Annotated in this window: 13 protein-coding genes; 4 read left to right on the forward strand and 9 right to left on the reverse strand. The window is 63.2% G+C overall.

Going from position 1 to position 17,438, the window contains the following annotated elements:
• Positions 1–117 precede the first annotated feature (117 nt).
• From MRBLST15_RS04530 to MRBLST15_RS04545, 4 genes are all read left to right on the forward strand, one after another.
• Positions 118–1,029, forward strand: coding sequence for a hypothetical protein (locus tag MRBLST15_RS04530; RefSeq protein ID WP_367785356.1), 912 nt, complete (start codon positions 118–120; stop codon positions 1,027–1,029).
• A 591-nt stretch (positions 1,030–1,620) separates the two neighbouring features.
• Positions 1,621–2,886 carry an SIR2 family NAD-dependent protein deacylase gene (locus MRBLST15_RS04535; protein ID WP_367785357.1) on the forward strand — a complete coding sequence of 422 codons (1,266 nt, stop codon included), beginning with the start codon at positions 1,621–1,623 and terminating at the stop codon, positions 2,884–2,886.
• A 110-nt stretch (positions 2,887–2,996) separates the two neighbouring features.
• Positions 2,997–4,715, forward strand: coding sequence for an ATP-binding protein (locus tag MRBLST15_RS04540; protein ID WP_367785358.1), 1,719 nt, complete (start codon positions 2,997–2,999; stop codon positions 4,713–4,715).
• The gene (locus MRBLST15_RS04545; protein ID WP_353088847.1) at positions 4,712–4,924 is read left to right on the forward strand and encodes a KTSC domain-containing protein; all 213 of its coding nucleotides are present in this window, start codon (positions 4,712–4,714) and stop codon (positions 4,922–4,924) included. The genes MRBLST15_RS04540 and MRBLST15_RS04545 overlap by 4 nt, the downstream gene beginning before the upstream one ends.
• Positions 4,925–5,065: 141 nt before the next feature.
• Here the strand turns inward: MRBLST15_RS04545 and guaA are convergent, their stop codons facing one another.
• From guaA to MRBLST15_RS04590, 9 genes are all read right to left on the reverse strand, one after another.
• Positions 5,066–6,631, reverse strand: coding sequence for a glutamine-hydrolyzing GMP synthase (guaA, locus tag MRBLST15_RS04550; protein WP_367785359.1), 1,566 nt, complete (start codon positions 6,629–6,631; stop codon positions 5,066–5,068).
• A gap of 108 nt (positions 6,632–6,739) precedes the next feature.
• A complete protein-coding gene (guaB, locus tag MRBLST15_RS04555; RefSeq protein ID WP_032976170.1) occupies positions 6,740–8,197 on the reverse strand; it encodes an IMP dehydrogenase in 1,458 nt (485 codons plus the stop codon).
• A 543-nt stretch (positions 8,198–8,740) separates the two neighbouring features.
• Positions 8,741–9,619, reverse strand: coding sequence for a bifunctional methylenetetrahydrofolate dehydrogenase/methenyltetrahydrofolate cyclohydrolase FolD (gene folD, locus MRBLST15_RS04560; RefSeq protein ID WP_367785360.1), 879 nt, complete (start codon positions 9,617–9,619; stop codon positions 8,741–8,743).
• A 181-nt stretch (positions 9,620–9,800) separates the two neighbouring features.
• Positions 9,801–11,636: a monovalent cation:proton antiporter-2 (CPA2) family protein gene (locus MRBLST15_RS04565; RefSeq protein ID WP_367785361.1), complete on the reverse strand. Its 1,836-nt coding sequence runs from the start codon at positions 11,634–11,636 to the stop codon at positions 9,801–9,803.
• 321 nt (positions 11,637–11,957) lie between these two features.
• Complete coding sequence (gene moeB, locus MRBLST15_RS04570) at positions 11,958–13,094, reverse strand: molybdopterin-synthase adenylyltransferase MoeB (RefSeq protein ID WP_367785362.1); 1,137 nt, start codon at positions 13,092–13,094, stop codon at positions 11,958–11,960.
• A 154-nt stretch (positions 13,095–13,248) separates the two neighbouring features.
• Positions 13,249–14,646, reverse strand: a complete 1,398-nt coding sequence (gene der, locus MRBLST15_RS04575) for a ribosome biogenesis GTPase Der (protein ID WP_025874993.1) — start codon at positions 14,644–14,646, stop codon at positions 13,249–13,251.
• A 15-nt stretch (positions 14,647–14,661) separates the two neighbouring features.
• Complete coding sequence (gene bamB / locus MRBLST15_RS04580; protein ID WP_265953424.1) at positions 14,662–15,870, reverse strand: outer membrane protein assembly factor BamB; 1,209 nt, start codon at positions 15,868–15,870, stop codon at positions 14,662–14,664.
• Positions 15,870–16,508, reverse strand: a complete 639-nt coding sequence (locus MRBLST15_RS04585; protein ID WP_100552316.1) for a YfgM family protein — start codon at positions 16,506–16,508, stop codon at positions 15,870–15,872. Before MRBLST15_RS04585 ends, bamB begins: the two co-directional genes overlap by 1 nt.
• Before the next feature lie 65 nt (positions 16,509–16,573).
• Positions 16,574–17,434 (reverse strand): helix-turn-helix domain-containing protein, encoded by an 861-nt coding sequence (locus tag MRBLST15_RS04590; protein WP_265953425.1) that lies wholly within the window; start codon positions 17,432–17,434, stop codon positions 16,574–16,576.
• Between the last annotated feature and the right edge of the window lie 4 nt (positions 17,435–17,438).

Here is a 17,438-nt window from a genome sequence, read left to right on the forward strand (position 1 = left end):
GTTTACTGCCCCTTTGGCAACGGTTGATCGTAAAGATCGCTCGATCATTTGTGGCGTCGCATTTACTGAGACAGACCTCTGCCAGGATGCTGCAACTCCACGAACAGCAGAGGCTCCGTGAGCACATTATTTGCACCAAGAACCTGGGAAGAGCTATTCAGCATATCTAATCTTAGCGATTCCTACATTCCGCGCGATCAAATGATCAACGGCAGAATAGTTGGCGACTACGAAATGGATCCGAGATCAGGACTCAGACCCTGTGGCATCGCCCAATGCCATAAAGATCATAGGCGTGGCTACATTGTGGAGCTGGACAATGGAGTGCGGAGCTACGTGGGGAAGGATTGCGGAAAATCCCAGTTTGGCGCGGATTGGCAGAAGATGCGCAAGACATTTTCAATGGAGAAGCATAAGCTATCCAAAGATCGAGCGATTCGCACACTACGCTCCGGCCTTCGGGACCAGATCGACAACTGGCGCAGCTTAGATAACAAAGAAACGGCGTGGGCACGCGCGCTTCTTAAAGCCTTCGATGAAATCCCAGACACTCTCCGCAAGGCAATTGAGATTCGCGCAAATTCGGCGGACCCGTCCATTTTCGAACTTCGCCAAGAAACTCCCGAAGAGGTCAGACTTCGAGCCTTTCGGGAAAACCATGCCCACAATAGACTGCCGCGACCTAAGACAATAACTGTTTCGCGCGGACGACTGCGTGGGCTTGCCGCCCTTCGGCCAAGTGCAAGACTTGATAATATTGTTGAAGTGGAAACCCCAGCCCTCCTCCAAAGAGCTAAAGCACTGGTTGGCAACGATTCCTCAACGCCAGACGAGCTCGGGGAAATGAGCAAGGAGCTGTCGAATATTGAGGGCAGGATAGGCAGGAGCATTGAACAACTGCGCCAGTTTGTGGACACCCAGAACCTCGACCTGCTGCCCTTCATCCTCGCACTCCAACAACATGGAGTTAAATCTGTTCGACACGAAATTACCGGGGCTATCCATAGATTTATAATTATCCGCACATAGCAATCCAGCGAAGATCGAATTGATCCGCGCAGGCGCAGGCTGGCGCACCTTTCTTTCCGCTCAATAATGCCAAGCACAATGCCGATACTACGAGCCGGCAAACCAAGAGGCCGAGATGGCATTTATTCACCGCCACACTTTTGATTGCCACAATCCACTTTCAAACATTGGTCACGCAACGGCGACCGCCAAGGAGCGCAGTAACTTTTCAGGACGTTTCCATGTAAAGAACCGTTTGAGCAGCGCAACCATACCGCCTGCTTAGCACGACGCTTTGTCGTCGTCGCAGCCGCGACCATGAGCGGAATTTGCGCCGACGAGCCGGGCATCTTTCGAGCACCGGAGAACTGGCGACGCTGCCCAGACTGCGAGCAGTCCAATACTTGCCGAATTAGCGCGGCTCTGTTCGCTCTGAAATAGAGGGGGCCAGAAGGGTGCCGCTCGATGACCTTCAGGCCCTAAGCGCCACGCAAAAATTCGGACGGGGCACAGACTTCCTGAGTCTGCAGCACAAGCATGCTTCGGGGATTGTTAACTCCGACACTTCAGGTGCAGAATGGGTCTGCCAGACAAGTTGGAGAGGGACCTCGCTTGAATACCTTCCATAACCCCGACCGCTTCATGTCGGATCTTCGGCAGATCCTATCTCAGGGGCGAAAGCGCTTTGGCCTGCTCGTGGGAGCCGGGGCGCCGATGTCGCTTCGAGTGAACCAGGCGGGGGAGCTGGTTGCAGAGGGCGGGTCTCCATTGATGCCTGGGGTTGAGGCACTTACCGCCCAGTCGATCGAGGCGTTAGCCGGACAACAGAAGATCGCTGCCGAAGCGATCCAGAAGGAACTTGGGTTAGCTGCAAACATCGAATCAATACTTACCCGAGTCCGTCTGTTGCAACAGGCACTGGGGCCCGCGCAAGTTCATGGACTGGATTGCGAGGGATACAAGGCCCTCGGTACAGAGATGTGCAAGAAGATCGGCGAAGTAGTGGGTGCGTCCCTTCCGAAGGAGCGAAACGCCTACACAGAACTGGTGTCCTGGGTCAGCGGAACGCTCCGAGCCCATGCCGTCGAGATCTTCACAACAAACTATGACTTGCTGTTCGAAGAGGCTTTCGAACGCTCCCGGGCCTCATACTTTGATGGCTTCACCGGGGGAAATTTGCCTTTCTTTGATCCCGTCAGTGTCGCAAGCGACGATCTGCCACCAAGATGGTCTCGCCTGTGGAAACTGCACGGATCACTGGGCTGGGCTTTAGAGGGGGACTCCGTGGTTCGTGGACGCGGGCGGGCTGCATCACAACTCGTCTATCCCGACCATCTGAAATATGAATTGACCCAGAAACAGCCTTATTCGGCATTGTTCGAGCGACTCCGCCAGTTCCTCTTGAGCCCCGACAGCATCTTACTGGTATCCGGCTTCTCGTTCCGCGACGCACACATCTGCGCTGTGCTAGACGAAGCGCTTGCTATGAATGCAAACGCCTCGGTGATGGCCTTTCAATACATGCCACTGGCATCCGAAGAGCCAGCCTGCAAACTGGCGTATGAACGTCCCAACCTCTCAGTGTATGCGTCCGACGGCGCTGTAATTGGAGGCATCAAGGGAACGTGGCGACCTGGAGACCCTCCTAAAAACTGGGAAGATATCCGTGCGACGTTCTGGGGACGTCGGAAGCGAGGTGAGCAGAGCCAGTTCCTGCTCGGCGACTTTGCGTTGCTAGCGCGCTTCTGCGCTCTCGCCCAAGCAACCGACATGAGTTCACAGACAGCAGCACCCGATCTCCCGGCCACAGTACTGGATGGAGATGCTCCTGCCGCCATCGCGGTTGCCGTCGCGGTGACCGGTGAGGCTAAACCATGAGTGCCAAGGATCCAACCTTCTTAGGCTTGGTAACTTCGGTTTCAGGCCCAACAGTTAAGGTGTCACTTGCAGAGTCCTTGGCTTCAGGCATCGCCCTAATTGAGGGACACATGTACCGCGTTGCACAGGTTGGAGGCTTCGTGCGGATACCGCAGGGATACCAAGATCTGTTCGGCATCGTGAGCGAGGTCGGCGCATCAGGAGAGCCCAAAGCTGGAAACGGCGGGCGCTGGATGACCGTAGAACTCGCTGGGGAAGCCTTAGGCCAAAGTTTTGAGCGGGGCCTCAGTCAATTACCCTCCATCAATGACTCGGTGCACATCGTTAGCGAGGCAGACCTGAAGCGCATTTACGGCAGCGAAGGACTGGACCAAATCGCAATAGGCACTCTATCTAGTTCAGAGAGCATCACCGTTAAGCTCTCACTCGACGCATTGGTCACCCGGCACTCCGCAATTTTGGGATCAACGGGCTCTGGCAAATCGACAACCGTCGCCAGTCTATTGCGCTCAATCGTTCGACCAGATCAAAAGGGTGGAGCTCCAGCGTCTCGAATCCTCCTTCTCGATTTGCATGGCGAATACACCCATGCCTTGGCAGATTTTTCCCGAGTCTACAGTGCCACACCGCAGCCAGGAGAGCTCCCGCTATTCGTACCCTATTGGGCGCTCCAAGCGAAGGACCTCCTCAACTTCGTGGCTGGAGGCCTGAATGAGAATCAGGAGATCGCGTTTTCCGACAAGATCCAGGAAATGAAGGCGTCAGTCTTGGCTTCGGCCAACTTCCCCGGCCTGGATCCACAGTCACTTACTGTGGATAGCCCAGTACCGTTCAGCCTCAAGCAGTGCTGGTACGACCTCATTGATTTCGAAATTCGAACCTTGAATGGAGCACAGCGAGACATACCAGCATTAGAACAAGCAGGTGACGCCATGTCGCTGACGCCGCCTAGGTACACTCCTGCGGCACTGGGGTCTGCTGGCCCATTTTTAAATGGACAAGCAAAGGGCATTCGCCGACAGCTTAATCTGATGCGATCTCGCCTGCTCGACCACAGATTCGACTTCATCCTTCATCCGGGCCCTTGGGAGCCCGCTCTGGACGGGACTGTTCAACTCGATCTAGATAAGCTTCTTGATGACTGGGTGGGACATGAGAAGCCGGTAACCATCCTGGACCTTTCTGGCGTACCGAGTTCCGTTCTGACAACTCTCGTGGGCTCAATTTTGCGGATCGTCTATGAGGCGCTTTACTGGAGCCGAGAGAAATCCGAAGGCGGAGTACATCGCCCACTGCTGGTTGTGATGGAAGAAGCGCATCGCTATTTGTCAGGCGCCAAGGAAGACGCCTCGGCTTCTGAGATAGTTAAGCGCATTGCAAAGGAGGGACGGAAATACGGAATTGGTGCGATGGTTGTTTCACAACGACCTGCCGAGGTCGACGAGACCATACTGTCGCAGTGCGGTACCATCATGGCCCTACGCTTATCGAACCCAGAAGACCGCACTCGCGTGAAGGGAGCACTACCTGACAACCTTGGTGGTCTAGTAGACCTACTGCCGGTGCTGAGAACAGGAGAGGCGATTGTCGCCGGAGAAGCCGCCAGACTTCCGGTACGATGCCGCGTTACGTTGCCCGCGCCTGAGCACCGGCCAAAGAGCTCTGACCCACAGGTCTCCGAAGCTTGGGCCACCAAGCGAATCGCAGAAGGGTATGACCGAGTCCTGGCATCCTGGCGAGCACAAAGGACTTTTGCAGTTGCGCAGGACCGTGGCATTGTGCGCGCCCCGGTCGAAGACACAACAGAATCGCAGGGGGATAGAGATTGAATCGAGAACCAGTAGCCTCTTCCAATATCGCCGCCATCGGGTATGACGAGCCATCTCAGACTTTAGAAGTAGAGTTCACTGGCGGCGCCATCTACCAATATTACAACGTGACGCAGATGATCTTTGATCAGTTGATGCAGGCGAGCTCTAAAGGGCAGTTTCTAGCCTATCAGATCAAGAATTCTCATCCGTATTCACGCGTTGGATGAGAAGGTCGTACCAGAGCAAGGATCGTATGGAATTCTCAAGTTGGGGCATGACCGAATGTTCGCTGATCTACCGAAGCATCCGAGAAGTTGAGGTCATCGCCAAACAACAAGGGCGCCTCTCGGCGCCCTCGTTCTTTCAACTCATTCCCACTCAATAGTCGCCGGCGGCTTCCCCGAGATGTCATAGACAACCCGCGACACCCCCCGCAACTCATTGATGATCCGGTTGCTCACCGTCCCCAGGAACTCATACGGCAGATGCGCCCAGTGCGCGGTCATGAAATCAATCGTCTCCACGGCCCGCAGCGCAATCACCCACTCATAAGCGCGCGCGTCGCCCACCACGCCCACCGACTTCACCGGCAGGAACACGGCAAACGCCTGGCTGGTCTTGTCGTACAGATCCGCCTTGCGCAGCTCATCAATGAAGATGGCATCGGCCTTGGCCAGCAGTTCGGCGTACTCGCGCTTCACTTCGCCCAGAATGCGCACGCCCAGGCCCGGGCCCGGGAACGGATGGCGGTAGACCATGGTGCGCGGCAGGCCGAGCTCGACGCCCAAGCGGCGCACTTCGTCCTTGAACAGCTCGCGCAGCGGCTCCACCAGGCCCAGCTTCATGTGCTCCGGCAGGCCGCCCACGTTGTGGTGGCTCTTGATCACATGCGCTTTGCCGGTCTTGCTGCCGGCCGACTCGATCACGTCCGGGTAAATGGTGCCCTGCGCCAGCCACTTGGCGTTCTTCAGCTTGTTCGACTCTTCGTCGAAGATCTCAACGAACAGGTTGCCGATGATCTTGCGCTTGGCTTCCGGGTCGCTCACGCCTTCCAGCGCGTTGAAGTAGCGGTCGGCGGCATTCACGCGCACCACCTTCACGCCCATGTGCTCGGCGAACATCGCCATCACCTGGTCGCCTTCCTGCCAACGCAGCAGGCCGGTATCCACGAACACGCAGGTCAGCTTCTCGCCGATGGCCTTGTGCAGCAGCGCGGCCACGACGGACGAATCGACGCCGCCGGAAAGGCCCAGGATCACTTCGTCATCGCCCACCTGCTCGCGCACGCGGGCGATCTGGTCGTCGATGATGTTGGCGGCGGTCCACAGGGTCTGGCAGCCGCACACGTCCACCACGAAGCGGCGCAGCAGCGCCTGGCCCTGCAGGGTGTGGGTCACTTCCGGGTGGAACTGCACGCCGTACCAGCGCTTTTCTTCGTTGGCCATGGCGGCCACCGGAATGCGGTCGGTGGTGGCGGTGATGGTGAAGCCCGGCGGTGCAACGGAGACGTGGTCGCCGTGGCTCATCCAGACATTCAACTTCGGCTCGCCGCCGTGGTCGCTCAGGCCCTTGAACAGTGCATCGGGGTTGATCACGTTCACTTCGGCGTGGCCGAATTCGCGCTGATCAGCCGCTTCGGTGGCACCGCCCAGCTGCGCAGCCAGGGTCTGCATGCCGTAGCAGATGCCGAAGATCGGCAGGCCGCTGTCGAACACTTCCTGCGGCGCGGCGGGCGCGTCCGGCAGAGTGGTCGATTCCGGGCCACCGGACAGGATGATGCCCTTGGCGCCGAAGCCGGCGATCTCGGCCGGGTTGTGGTCCCACGCCCAGATTTCGCAGTAGACGCCCAGCTCGCGGATGCGGCGGGCAATCAGCTGCGTGTACTGCGCGCCGAAATCGAGGATGAGGATCTTGTCGTTATGGATGTTGGTCATGGCGCCCGGCAATGCAGTAGGGAAAACGAAAACGTCAGAATTTTTCAGCGGCAGATGGAGAAAGAGGAACGGGAATCAGCTTCCTCGTTCCTCTTTGCTCGTCCCGCATCAGGAGCGGTAGTTCGGCGGCTCTTTGGTGATCGTCACGTCGTGGACGTGGCTCTCGCGCTGGCCGGCGCCGCTGATCTTCACGAACTTGGGCTTGCTGCGCATGTCCTCGACGGTGGCGCAACCCACGTAGCCCATGGTGGCGCGCAGGCCGCCCATCAGCTGGTGGATGATGCCGCCCACCGGACCGCGGTACGGCACGCGGCCTTCGATGCCTTCGGGCACCAGCTTGTCGGCGGTAGCGGCGTCCTGGAAGTAGCGGTCCTTGGACCCCTTCTCCATCGCGGCCAGCGAACCCATGCCGCGGTAGCTCTTGTACGAACGGCCCTGGAACAGCTCGGTTTCGCCCGGCGATTCCTCGGTACCGGCCAGCAGGCCACCAATCATGATGGTCGAGGCACCGGCGGCCAGCGCCTTGCCGATGTCGCCCGAGTAGCGGATGCCACCGTCGGCGATCAGCGGGATGCGGTCCTGCAGCGCTTCGGCCACCAGGTCGATCGCGGTGATCTGCGGCACGCCCACGCCCGCCACCACGCGGGTGGTGCAGATCGAGCCCGGGCCGATGCCGACCTTCACTGCGTCCGCGCCGCTGTCCAGCAGCGCCAGCGCGGCTTCACCGGTGCAGATGTTGCCGCCGATGACCTGCACGTTCGGGAAATTCTTCTTGACCCAGCTGACGCGGTCCAGCACGCCCTGCGAATGGCCGTGCGCGGTATCGACCACGATCACGTCCACGCCGGCAGCGACCAGCGCTTCCACGCGGCGATCGGTATCGCCGCCAACGCCGACGGCCGCGCCGACCAGCAGGCGGGTGGCGATGTCCTTGGCAGCGTTCGGGAAGTCGGTGTTCTTCTGGATGTCCTTGACGGTGATCAGGCCACGCAGGGCGAAATCATCGTTGACCACCAGCACCTTTTCGATGCGGTTGCGGTGCAGCAGCTGCAGCACTTCATCAGACGCGGCGCCTTCCTTGACCGTGATCAGGCGATCCTTCTTGGTCATGATGTGGCGGACCGGATCGTCCAGCTCGGTCTCGAAGCGCATGTCGCGATGGGTCACGATGCCGGCCAGCAGGCCGTCGCTGCCCACCACCGGCACGCCGGAGATGTTGTGCGCCTGGGTCAGGGCCAGCACGTCGCGGATGGTGGTTTCCGGGCCGACGGTGATCGGGTCGCGGATGACGCCGGCCTCGAACTTCTTGACCTTGGCCACTTCGGCGGCCTGCTGCTCCACGCTGAGGTTCTTGTGGATGATGCCCATGCCGCCCAGCTGTGCCATGGCGATGGCCAGGCGTGCTTCGGTGACGGTGTCCATGGCTGCGGACAGGATCGGAAGCTTGAGCTTCAGGTCGCGCGTCAACCGCGTTTCGAGGTTGACGTCCTTGGGCAGGATGGTCGAATGAGCGGGGACGAGCGAGACGTCGTCGTAGGTGAGAGCTTCAGCCTGGATGCGCAGCATCGGCATACCCGAGATGTGGGGAAGCGCGACATTTTACCCTGTTTTGGCGGCCTGTGGCAGGGGGTAGATGCGACGCAGTGTCGCGCGGGCGAAGATCTATTCAGGACACCCGGGTCACTGCCCTTGGCGGATGCACTCCGCCTTAGGTGGGTGCGGACCGTTGGTCCGCACTATCCCTCAGACACCTATACCCCAGCAGGAATCCCACTCTCTGGCACTGTGCCGACCAACGGTCGGCACCCACCAACAGCAGATCTCCCCAACAGCCCCCTGGGGACAGATTCCCCCCGCCTTAGGTGGGTGCGGACCGTTGGTCCGCACTATCCCTCAGACACCTATACCCCAGCAGGAATCCCACTCTCTGGCACTGTGCCGACCAACGGTCGGCACCCACCAACAGCAGGCCCCCCAACAGCCCTTCCGGCCAGATCCTCCGCCTTAGGTGGGTGCGGACCGTTGGTCCGCACAATCCCTCAGACACCTGTACGCCAGCAGGAATCCCACCCCTCTGGCACTGTGCCGGCCAGCGGCCGGTAGTACCGATCAGGCCCCGGCTTCCGCCGCTTCCAACGTGTTCTGCATCAGCGTGGCCACGGTCATCGGGCCCACGCCGCCCGGCACCGGGGTGATCCAGCTCGCCCGCTGCGCTGCGGCCTCGAACCCGACGTCACCCACCAACCGGCCGTCGTCCAACCGGTTGATGCCGACGTCGATCACCACCGCACCTGGCTTCACCCACTCGCCCGGCACGATGCCCGGACGACCCACCGCCACCACCAGGATGTCGGCGTTGCGCACGGCCTGTTCCAGCACGTCCTTGGGGGTGAACTTGTGGCAGCTGGTCACGGTGCAGCCGGCAATCAGCAGCTCCAGGCCCATCGGCCGGCCGACGTGGTTGCTGACGCCGACGATGGTGGCGTTGCGGCCGCGCACAGGCTGGTCGGTGTGGCCCAGCAGCGTGGTGATGCCACGCGGGGTGCACGGGCGCAGGCCGAACTCACGCAGGGCCAGATGGCCGACGTTTTCCGGGTGGAAGCCGTCCACGTCCTTGCGCGGGTCGATGCGCTGGATCAGCCGGCGCGCATCGGGAATGCCCGGCAGCGGTAGCTGGATCAGGATGCCGTTGATCTTCGGGTCGGCGTTGAGCTGGTCGATCAGGTCGAGCAGCTCGGCCTCGGTGGTACCGGCCGGCAGATCGTGGTCATAGGCCTCGATGCCCACCTTCTCGGCGGCGCGGCGCTTGTTGCGCACGTACACGGTCGAGGCCGGGTCACCACCCACCAGCACCACGGCCAGGCCGGGGCGGCTGCCACCGGCGGCAACACGGGCGTCGACCCGCACCTTCAGGCTGTCGAGCAGGTCCTCGGCGATACGGCGGCCATCGAGGATGCGGGCAGGAAGCTGGGGGGCGGAGTCGGTCATCGGGTGCGGGCGTGGGGCGGCGGGGACGCTATTGTCCCCGATTCACGCCCCCTCGCCCACCGGCACAGACGGGGTCGGATCCCTTTGCCAAAGGCAAAGGGCTCTGACCCCACGAACCACACGCGCGACGACCCACGGGGTCAGAGCCCTTTCCGTTGGAAAGGGATCCGACCTTGGGCGGTCATTCCTCTTCTTCTTCCGGCACTTCATCCGCATTGAGCGTGCGTGCCTTGCGCTTGGGCGCGGTAAACGGCGTCGGCGTCGGCACACCCGGCAGCGCGCTACCGAACACCATGTGTGCGCCGGCCCGCAGGTTGCCGCCGGCCATTTCCAGTTCGAAGCGTTCGGCGTCGCGCTCGCGGATCTGCTCGGCGATCTCGCGGGCGTCGTCTTCTTCCGCGCCCAGTTCGACCAGCGCGGCCTGCCCGAACAGCAGCGCCGACTCGAAGGTTTCGCGGATCTGGAAATCCACACCGGCATGGATCAGCCGCAGCGAATGCTCGCGGTCGAACGAGCGCACCAACAGCTTGGCCTGCGGGAACTGATGGGCCACCAGCTCGACGATGCGGTCGGCGTCGTCGGCATTGTTCACGCACACCGCCACCGCCCGCGCACTGCCCGCACCGGACGCATGCAGCACGTCCAAGCGGGTGCCGTCGCCGTAATAGATCTTGAAACCGAAGCGCTCGGCGTTGTGGATCATCTCCACGTCGTTGTCGATGATGGTCACGTCCACGTCGCGGGCCAGCAGCGACTGGCTGGCCACCTGGCCGAAGCGGCCGAAGCCGATCAGCAGCACACTGCCGGACAGGCCATCGGCGGTATCCACGCCTTCCAGGCTGACGGTCGGCTTTGGCGCCACGCGCTTGTAGACCAGCACCACCAGCGGCGTCAGCGCCATCGACAGCACCACCACGGCGGTGAAGTTGGCATTGATGTCCAGGCTGATCACCCCGGCGCTCGCAGCGGCCGAGAACAGCACGAAGGCGAACTCGCCGCCCTGCGCCATCAGCACGCCGCGGTCCAGCGCCTGCGCATGGTCGCTGCCCATCAAGCGCGCCACCACGTAGATGCACAGCGCCTTGGCCGCCATCAGCGCGACCACCAGGCCGAGGATCATCGGCCAGTTGCCGGCCACCACGCCCAGGTCCAGCGCCATGCCCACGCTGAGGAAGAACAGGCCCAGCAGGATGCCGCGGAACGGCTCGATGTCCGCTTCGATCTGGTGGCGGAAGGTCGATTCGCTCAGCAGCACGCCGGCCAGGAACGCGCCCATCGCCATCGACAGGCCGGACAGCTGCATCAGCAGCGCCGCACCCAGCACCACCAGCAGCGCGGCGGCGGTCATCACTTCGCGCGCCTTCGATTCGGCCAGTACGCGGAACAGCGGATTGAGCAGGAAGCGACCGACCAACACCAGGCCGACGATGGCGCCCACGCCGATCGCCACCGACATCCAGCGCGAGCCCTCGCCGTCGGCGCTGCCGGCGGCCGGCGCCATCCACGCGACAAGCGCCAGCAGCGGCACGATCAGCAGGTCTTCGAACAACAGGATCGAGACGATCTTCTGCCCCGACGGCAGCGCGATGTCGCCGCGCTCGGCCAGCAGCTGCATCACCACGGCGGTGGAGGTCAGCACGAAGCCGGTGGCGCCGATGAAGGCGATCTGCCACGGCAGCCCGAACAGCTTGACGATGCTGGTCAGCACCAGCGCGCAGGTGACAATCTGCAGCGTACCCAGCCCGAAGATTTCCTTGCGCAGGCTCCACAGGTGCGACGGCCGCATCTCCAGGCCAATGACGAACAGGAACATGACCACGCCGAGTTCGGCGGTATGCAGGATCGCCTGCGGGTCGGAGAACCAGCCCAGTCCGAACGGGCCGATCGCCAGGCCGGCGGCGAAGTAGCCCAGCACCGAGCCCAGGCCGAGCCGACGGAACAGCGGCACCATCACCACCGCTGCGCCCAACAGGGCGACGACCTTGACCAGCTCGCTGGTCGCTGCTTCTACCGCCATGCGGTGGGTTCCCCGGAAATCGAAATCGGACTCAACGATAGAGCAACACCGATGACGGCAATAGCACGTGTGTTGCGTTTTATTGTCTTGGAGATGGAACGATGCCCGGACTAGCCCCTGGCATCATCCCGAAACCATGCATGTGCTTCGGTAGGTGCCAACCTTGGTTGGCACAATCCCGAAGCCATGACCTGTAGAGCCGAGCCCACGCTCGGCTGATTCCGGCCTCAGCGCGAAGAGCAGCCGAGCGCAGGCTCGGCTCTACAGTAGATCCACGCCATGCGTGGATGAGGCCCAACCGGGTTCGCCCACCCAGGCGGTTCACCCGCCCCGACAGAACGCGGCGTAATCGATATACCCGGGGAACGGGATCCCCGGCGCGCACACCGGGCACTGCGGGTCCGGTCCGATGCCAGTCTCGCGGAAGCGCATGCCCAGCGCGTCAAAGCGCAGCAGGCGCCCCACCAGCGGCTCGCCGATGCCCAGCAGCAGCTTCAGCACTTCGGTGGCCTGCAGCACCCCGGCCAGGCCCGGCAGCACGCCCAGCACACCCGCCTCGGAGCAGTTGGGCGCGAACTCCGGCGGCGGCGGTTCCGGGAACAGGCAGCGGTAGCACGGCGCCACGCCACGCTGGCGACCGGCATCGAACACGCTCACCTGGCCGTCGAAGCGCTCGATGGCGGCATAGACCATGGGCTTGGCGTGCTTGATGCAGGCGTCGTTGAGCAGGTAGCGCAGCGGGAAGTTGTCCGAGCCGTCCAGCACCACGTCGACATCCTGCAACAGGCGGTCCACGTTCTCCGAGGTCACCCGCTCGGGCACGGCCTCGACCTCGATGGACGGGTTCAATGCCAGCAGCCGCTCACGCGCCGAATCCACCTTCAACTGGCCGACGCTGGCCTCGGTATGCACGATCTGCCGATGCAGGTTGCTGCGCTCCACGCGGTCGTGGTCGGCGAAACGCAGATGCCCTACCCCGGCGGCCGCCAGATAGAAGCCGGCCGGTGCGCCCAGCCCACCGGCGCCCAGCACCAGCACCCGCGACTGCTGCAGGCGGCGCTGGCCGGCCTCGCCCACCTGCGGCAGCAGCAGATGGCGCGAATAGCGGTCGTAGAAATCGCGGTCGGCGGCGCTGGTCAGCGGCTGCACCAACGGCAGCGACAGCTCACGCCAGGCGACGGTGCCGCCAGCGACGGAGCTCACGTTCGTATAGCCCGCATCCAGCAGCGCCTGCGCCGTATCGGCCGAGCGCTTGCCGCTCTGGCAGATCAGCAGGATCTCCTGTTCCGGCAGCGGCAGGTGCGCGGCCGCGTCAGCCAGCAGCTCGCCCTTGGCGACGCCACGCGCGCCTTCGGCCATGCCGCCGGCCCGCTCATGCGCCTCGCGCACGTCGATCAGCACCGCGCCATGGGCCACGCGCGCCCGTGCCTGCTCGGGGGAAATCTCTGGAATGCTCATGCCCGCATTATCACGCAGGCCACGCCTACCCGCCTTGACCAGAATCTGTAGAGCCGAGCACGGGCTCGGCTCTACAGGACCATCGCAAACGGGGGGTAGCGCCAGCCCATGGGCCACAACGAAAAAGGCAGCCCTGCGGCCGCCTTCTCGTGGATCACTTGCCCTTGACGTGCTTCATCAAGCGCCGCTTGGCCTTGACCTGCCGTTCGGTCAGCACGTTCTTCTTGCCTTCGTACGGGTTGGCACCCTCGCGGAAGATGAACTGCACCGGCGTACCGATCAGCTTGAAGCGCTTGCGGAAGAAGTTCTCCAGGTAGCGCTTGTACGACTCCTGCAGTTCCTTCAGGCGGGTGCCGTGCACGATGAAGGTCGGCGGGTTGGCGCCGGCCGGGTGCACATAACGCAGCTTGGAGACATGGCCGCGGATGGTCGGCGGCGGGTTGGTCTCGTAGGCCACTTCCAGCGCCTTGTTCACTTCGCTGGTGGTGAAGGTCTTGTTCGCCGATTCGTGCGCACGGTGCACCGCACGGAACAGCTCGCGCAGGCCCGAGCCATGCTTGGCCGAGATGCGCACCGATTCGGCCCACGGCACGAAGCCCAGACGCAGCGACAGCATCGTTTCCGCCTGCTCACGCTGGTAGTCGGTCAGGCCGTCCCACTTGTTGATCGCGATCACCAGCGCACGGCCGGCATCCAGCACGGCGCCGAGCACGGTGGCGTCCTGGTCGGTCACGCCTTCGGTGGCGTCGAGCATCAGCACGGCCACCTGGCACTGCTCGATCGACTGCATGGTCTTGACCACCGAGAACTTCTCGACGACCTCGTCCACGCGCGAACGGCGACGCAGGCCGGCGGTGTCGATCAGGCGATACTCGCGACCGTCACGCTCCAGGTCCACCGAGATCGAATCGCGGGTGGTACCCGGCACGTCCGAGGCGATCATCCGCTCTTCGCCGAGGATGCGGTTGACCAGGGTCGACTTGCCCACGTTCGGGCGGCCGACGAAGGCGATGCGCACGCGGTTCGGGTCGTTGTCCAGTTCTTCGCCGCTGCCCTCTTCCGGCAGGCGCTGGATGACCTCGTCCAGCAGGTCGTCCAGGCCTTGGCGGTGGGCAGCCGACACGGTCAGCATCTCGCTGAAGCCGTAGCGGGCGAACTCCGAACGCACGGTGTCCTCGTCGGTGCCGTCGATCTTGTTGATCAGCAGCAGCGTCGGCCGCGACAGCTTGCGCAGCCAGGCCAGGATCTCATCGTCCATCGCCGAGGTGCCCTCGCGGGCATCAACGACGAACAGAATCAGGTCAGCTTCGCCAGCGGCAGCACGGGCCTGGCGCGTGGTAGCGCCAGCCAGGCCTTCTTCTTCCTCTGCGATGCCGCCGGTATCGACGACGAGGAAATGGTTGTCCTCGTCAAGCCGGCAGACGCCATAGTTGCGGTCCCGGGTGACGCCGGGCTGGTCATGGACCAGGGCGTCACGTGTACGGGTCAGTGCATTGAATATGGTCGACTTGCCGACATTCGGCCGTCCAACCAGGGCGACCAAAGGCAGCATCGCGATTACTCCGTATTAATTTGCCAACCGGAATGCGGTCAGCTTGCCATCAACGTTCTGCACCAGCAGCACCCCATCGACGACGATTGGCTGGGCCAGAAGCGCATCACCGCCGCTTTTCGCCCGCGCCGCCATCGCGCCATCGGAGGCCTGCAGCCAATGCAGGTATCCCTTGTAGTCACCGACCACCACGTAGTCGCCGTGCAGCGCCGGACCGGTCAGCGAGCGCCGGGCCAGTGCGGTCTGCGACCACATCGCCGCGCCGCTGGCCTTGTCCAGGCCGAACACGCCGCCCTTGTTGTCGGTAACGAAAACATTGCCCGAAGACACCGCCACACCACCGGCACCGCCGTGGTCACGCGCCCAGAGGGGGCGACCGGTCGGGCCTTCGATGGCCATGGTCTGGTTCTTGAAGCTGCTCACGAACAGCGTATTGCCGTCGAGCACTGGGGCGCCATCGACGTCGGCCATGCGATCCAGCTCGGTACGGCCTTCGCCGGAACCCACGTTCTGGTCCCACAGCGTGCGGCCGTCCTGCATGGCCAGCGCAGCGACACCGCCCTCGTCCTTGCCGATGAACAGCACGCCCGGACCAGCCACCACCGGCGCGTTGCCGCGCACGGTCAGCGCCGGCAGCTCGCTCGGATTGAACCACTTCTGGGTGCCGTTGCCGGCATCGAACGCGGTGACGCGGCCATCATTGCTGCGCACGAAGACCATGCCCTGGGCAATGGCCGGCGCGGCGATGACTTCGTTCGGCACGCGTGCGCGCCACTTCTCGCTGCCATCGTTGATGTCCAGCGCGATCACCTGGCCATCGAGGGTACCGATGACCACCAGGTTCTCGCCGACGCCCGGGCCACCGGACAGCCGCAGCTTGGCCTTCTTCTTTTCCTTCTTCGGCTCCCAGGTCCAGACCTTCTTGCCGGTCTGCAGGTCGATGGCGTGCACGCCACCGGTGATCGCCGCGGCGAACACGTGACCGTTGGCCACTGCCGGACCCTGACGCACGCCGATGCGGCGCTCGCCCTTGCCGAGGTTGACCGACCAGGCCTTGTTGACCTTCAGGGTCGGCTCGAACTTGACCAGTTCGGCCGGCTCCTGCGCCTTCTTCGCTGCCGCGTCCTTGCCGGCGAACCAGCCCTTCACGGTGCTGCAACCGGACAGCGCCATACCGAGCAGGAGTACGGTGGCGACGCGCGTGATCATGACCTTCTGACTCATCAAACCGACTCCGCAGGGGCGGCGACGGTGCCGCCGGCGTCCATAACCTTGGTTTCCAGCAGGCGCCGCTGCGGCGCTGCCACGTCCAGCGTCTTCAGCGCCTTCTCATACTGTTCGCGGGCTGCGTCACGCTTGCCCTGCGCCATCAGCGCATCGCCATGGATTTCCAGGCTGCTGCTGTCGGTGGCGCTGCCCAGCAGCTTGATCGCTTCATCGCCTTTGCCGGTAGCCACCAGCAGGCGTGCCACACGCTGGTCGACCACGCGCTGCAGGTCGCCTTCGACCTTCACCGCGCGCAGGGTAGCCAGCGCTTCTTCATTCTTGCCCGCATCGACCTGGGCCTTGGCCAGCTGCAGCGCAGCCAGGTCGCCGTAGATGCTGGACGGGCCAGCCTCGAGCGCCTTGACCGCCTTGGCGGCGTCGTCGAGCTTGTTTGCCTGCAGACCCGCCAGGGCCTTCTGGTACTCGACATTGGCCGAGGCCAGCTTGCCGCCCTGATCCTTCTGGTACCACTGCCAGCCAGCAATGGCACCGATGGCGATGACTACGCCACCGAGGATGCTGGCGCCATTCTTCCGCAGCCAGCTGCGGACGCGTTCACTTTGTTCGTGCTCGTCGAGCAGGTCGTCGATCGCCATGCGTACTCTCGCCCCGCCCATCGGGAGGGACCATTGGGATTAATCGAAGGTGGTGAAACCGCGCCTCAGTGCGAAACCGGGACTACGGAGCCTTCAGAGGATACCTGAAAGCGTGCCACGTTGGCTCGCTGGTAGGGGGTCAGATCGACGATAGCGCCGTTCTGCTGAACCTGGACCGCCGAAGCATTGCCCAAGGTGACGCGGGCAACCTGGCCCGGCGTGAAGCTGCGGCTCTCACCGGACTTGATGAGCGCCTTCTCCACGGTGGCGCCATCGGGGCCACCGATATCGACCCAGCTGTCGCCGCTGAACTGCATGTCCAGGTTGGCGGCAGGCGCCGGCGCGGCGCGCGGCACCGGGGCCAGCGAGGCAACGTAGGGGGTGGCGGTCGGCTTGGCGACGGGCGCGGCCGCCACTTCGGCGGGCGCCGCAGCCGCAGACCCGGGACCGGCCGGGGTGACAGGTACGGCGGCCGGGATCACGTCCAGCGAGGCGGTGCTCGGCGAGGGTGTGGCGCCATCGAAGTGACCCCGAGTGGCAAACCAGACCGGGACCGCCAGCACGGCGGTAATACCGACATACAGCGCACGGCGGCCGAGGTTCTCGGCGATCCGGCGCGCACGCGGGGTATGGGTATGGCTGACCAGGGTCGGCGGAACCACCGGGCCGACCTGGGCCTGTTCCAGCAGTTCGCTGACATCGACACCGAGCAGGCGGGCATAGCTGCGCAGCTGGCCGCGGACGAACACCGGCGCACCCAGCTTCTGCCACTGCTCCTGCTCGAGCGACTTCACCACTTGAACCGGCATGCGCAGGCGCTGGCCGACGTCTTCGAGGGTCAGTCCGGCGGCCTCGCGGGCCTGGCGCAGGCGGGTGCCGCAGCCGGCCACAGTCTCGAGATCGCTCACAGTCTGGTCATCAATCACAATG

This window comes from Stenotrophomonas sp. LST15-1-1.1 (assembly GCF_040815575.1).
GTDB lineage: Bacteria > Pseudomonadota > Gammaproteobacteria > Xanthomonadales > Xanthomonadaceae > Stenotrophomonas > Stenotrophomonas lactitubi_B.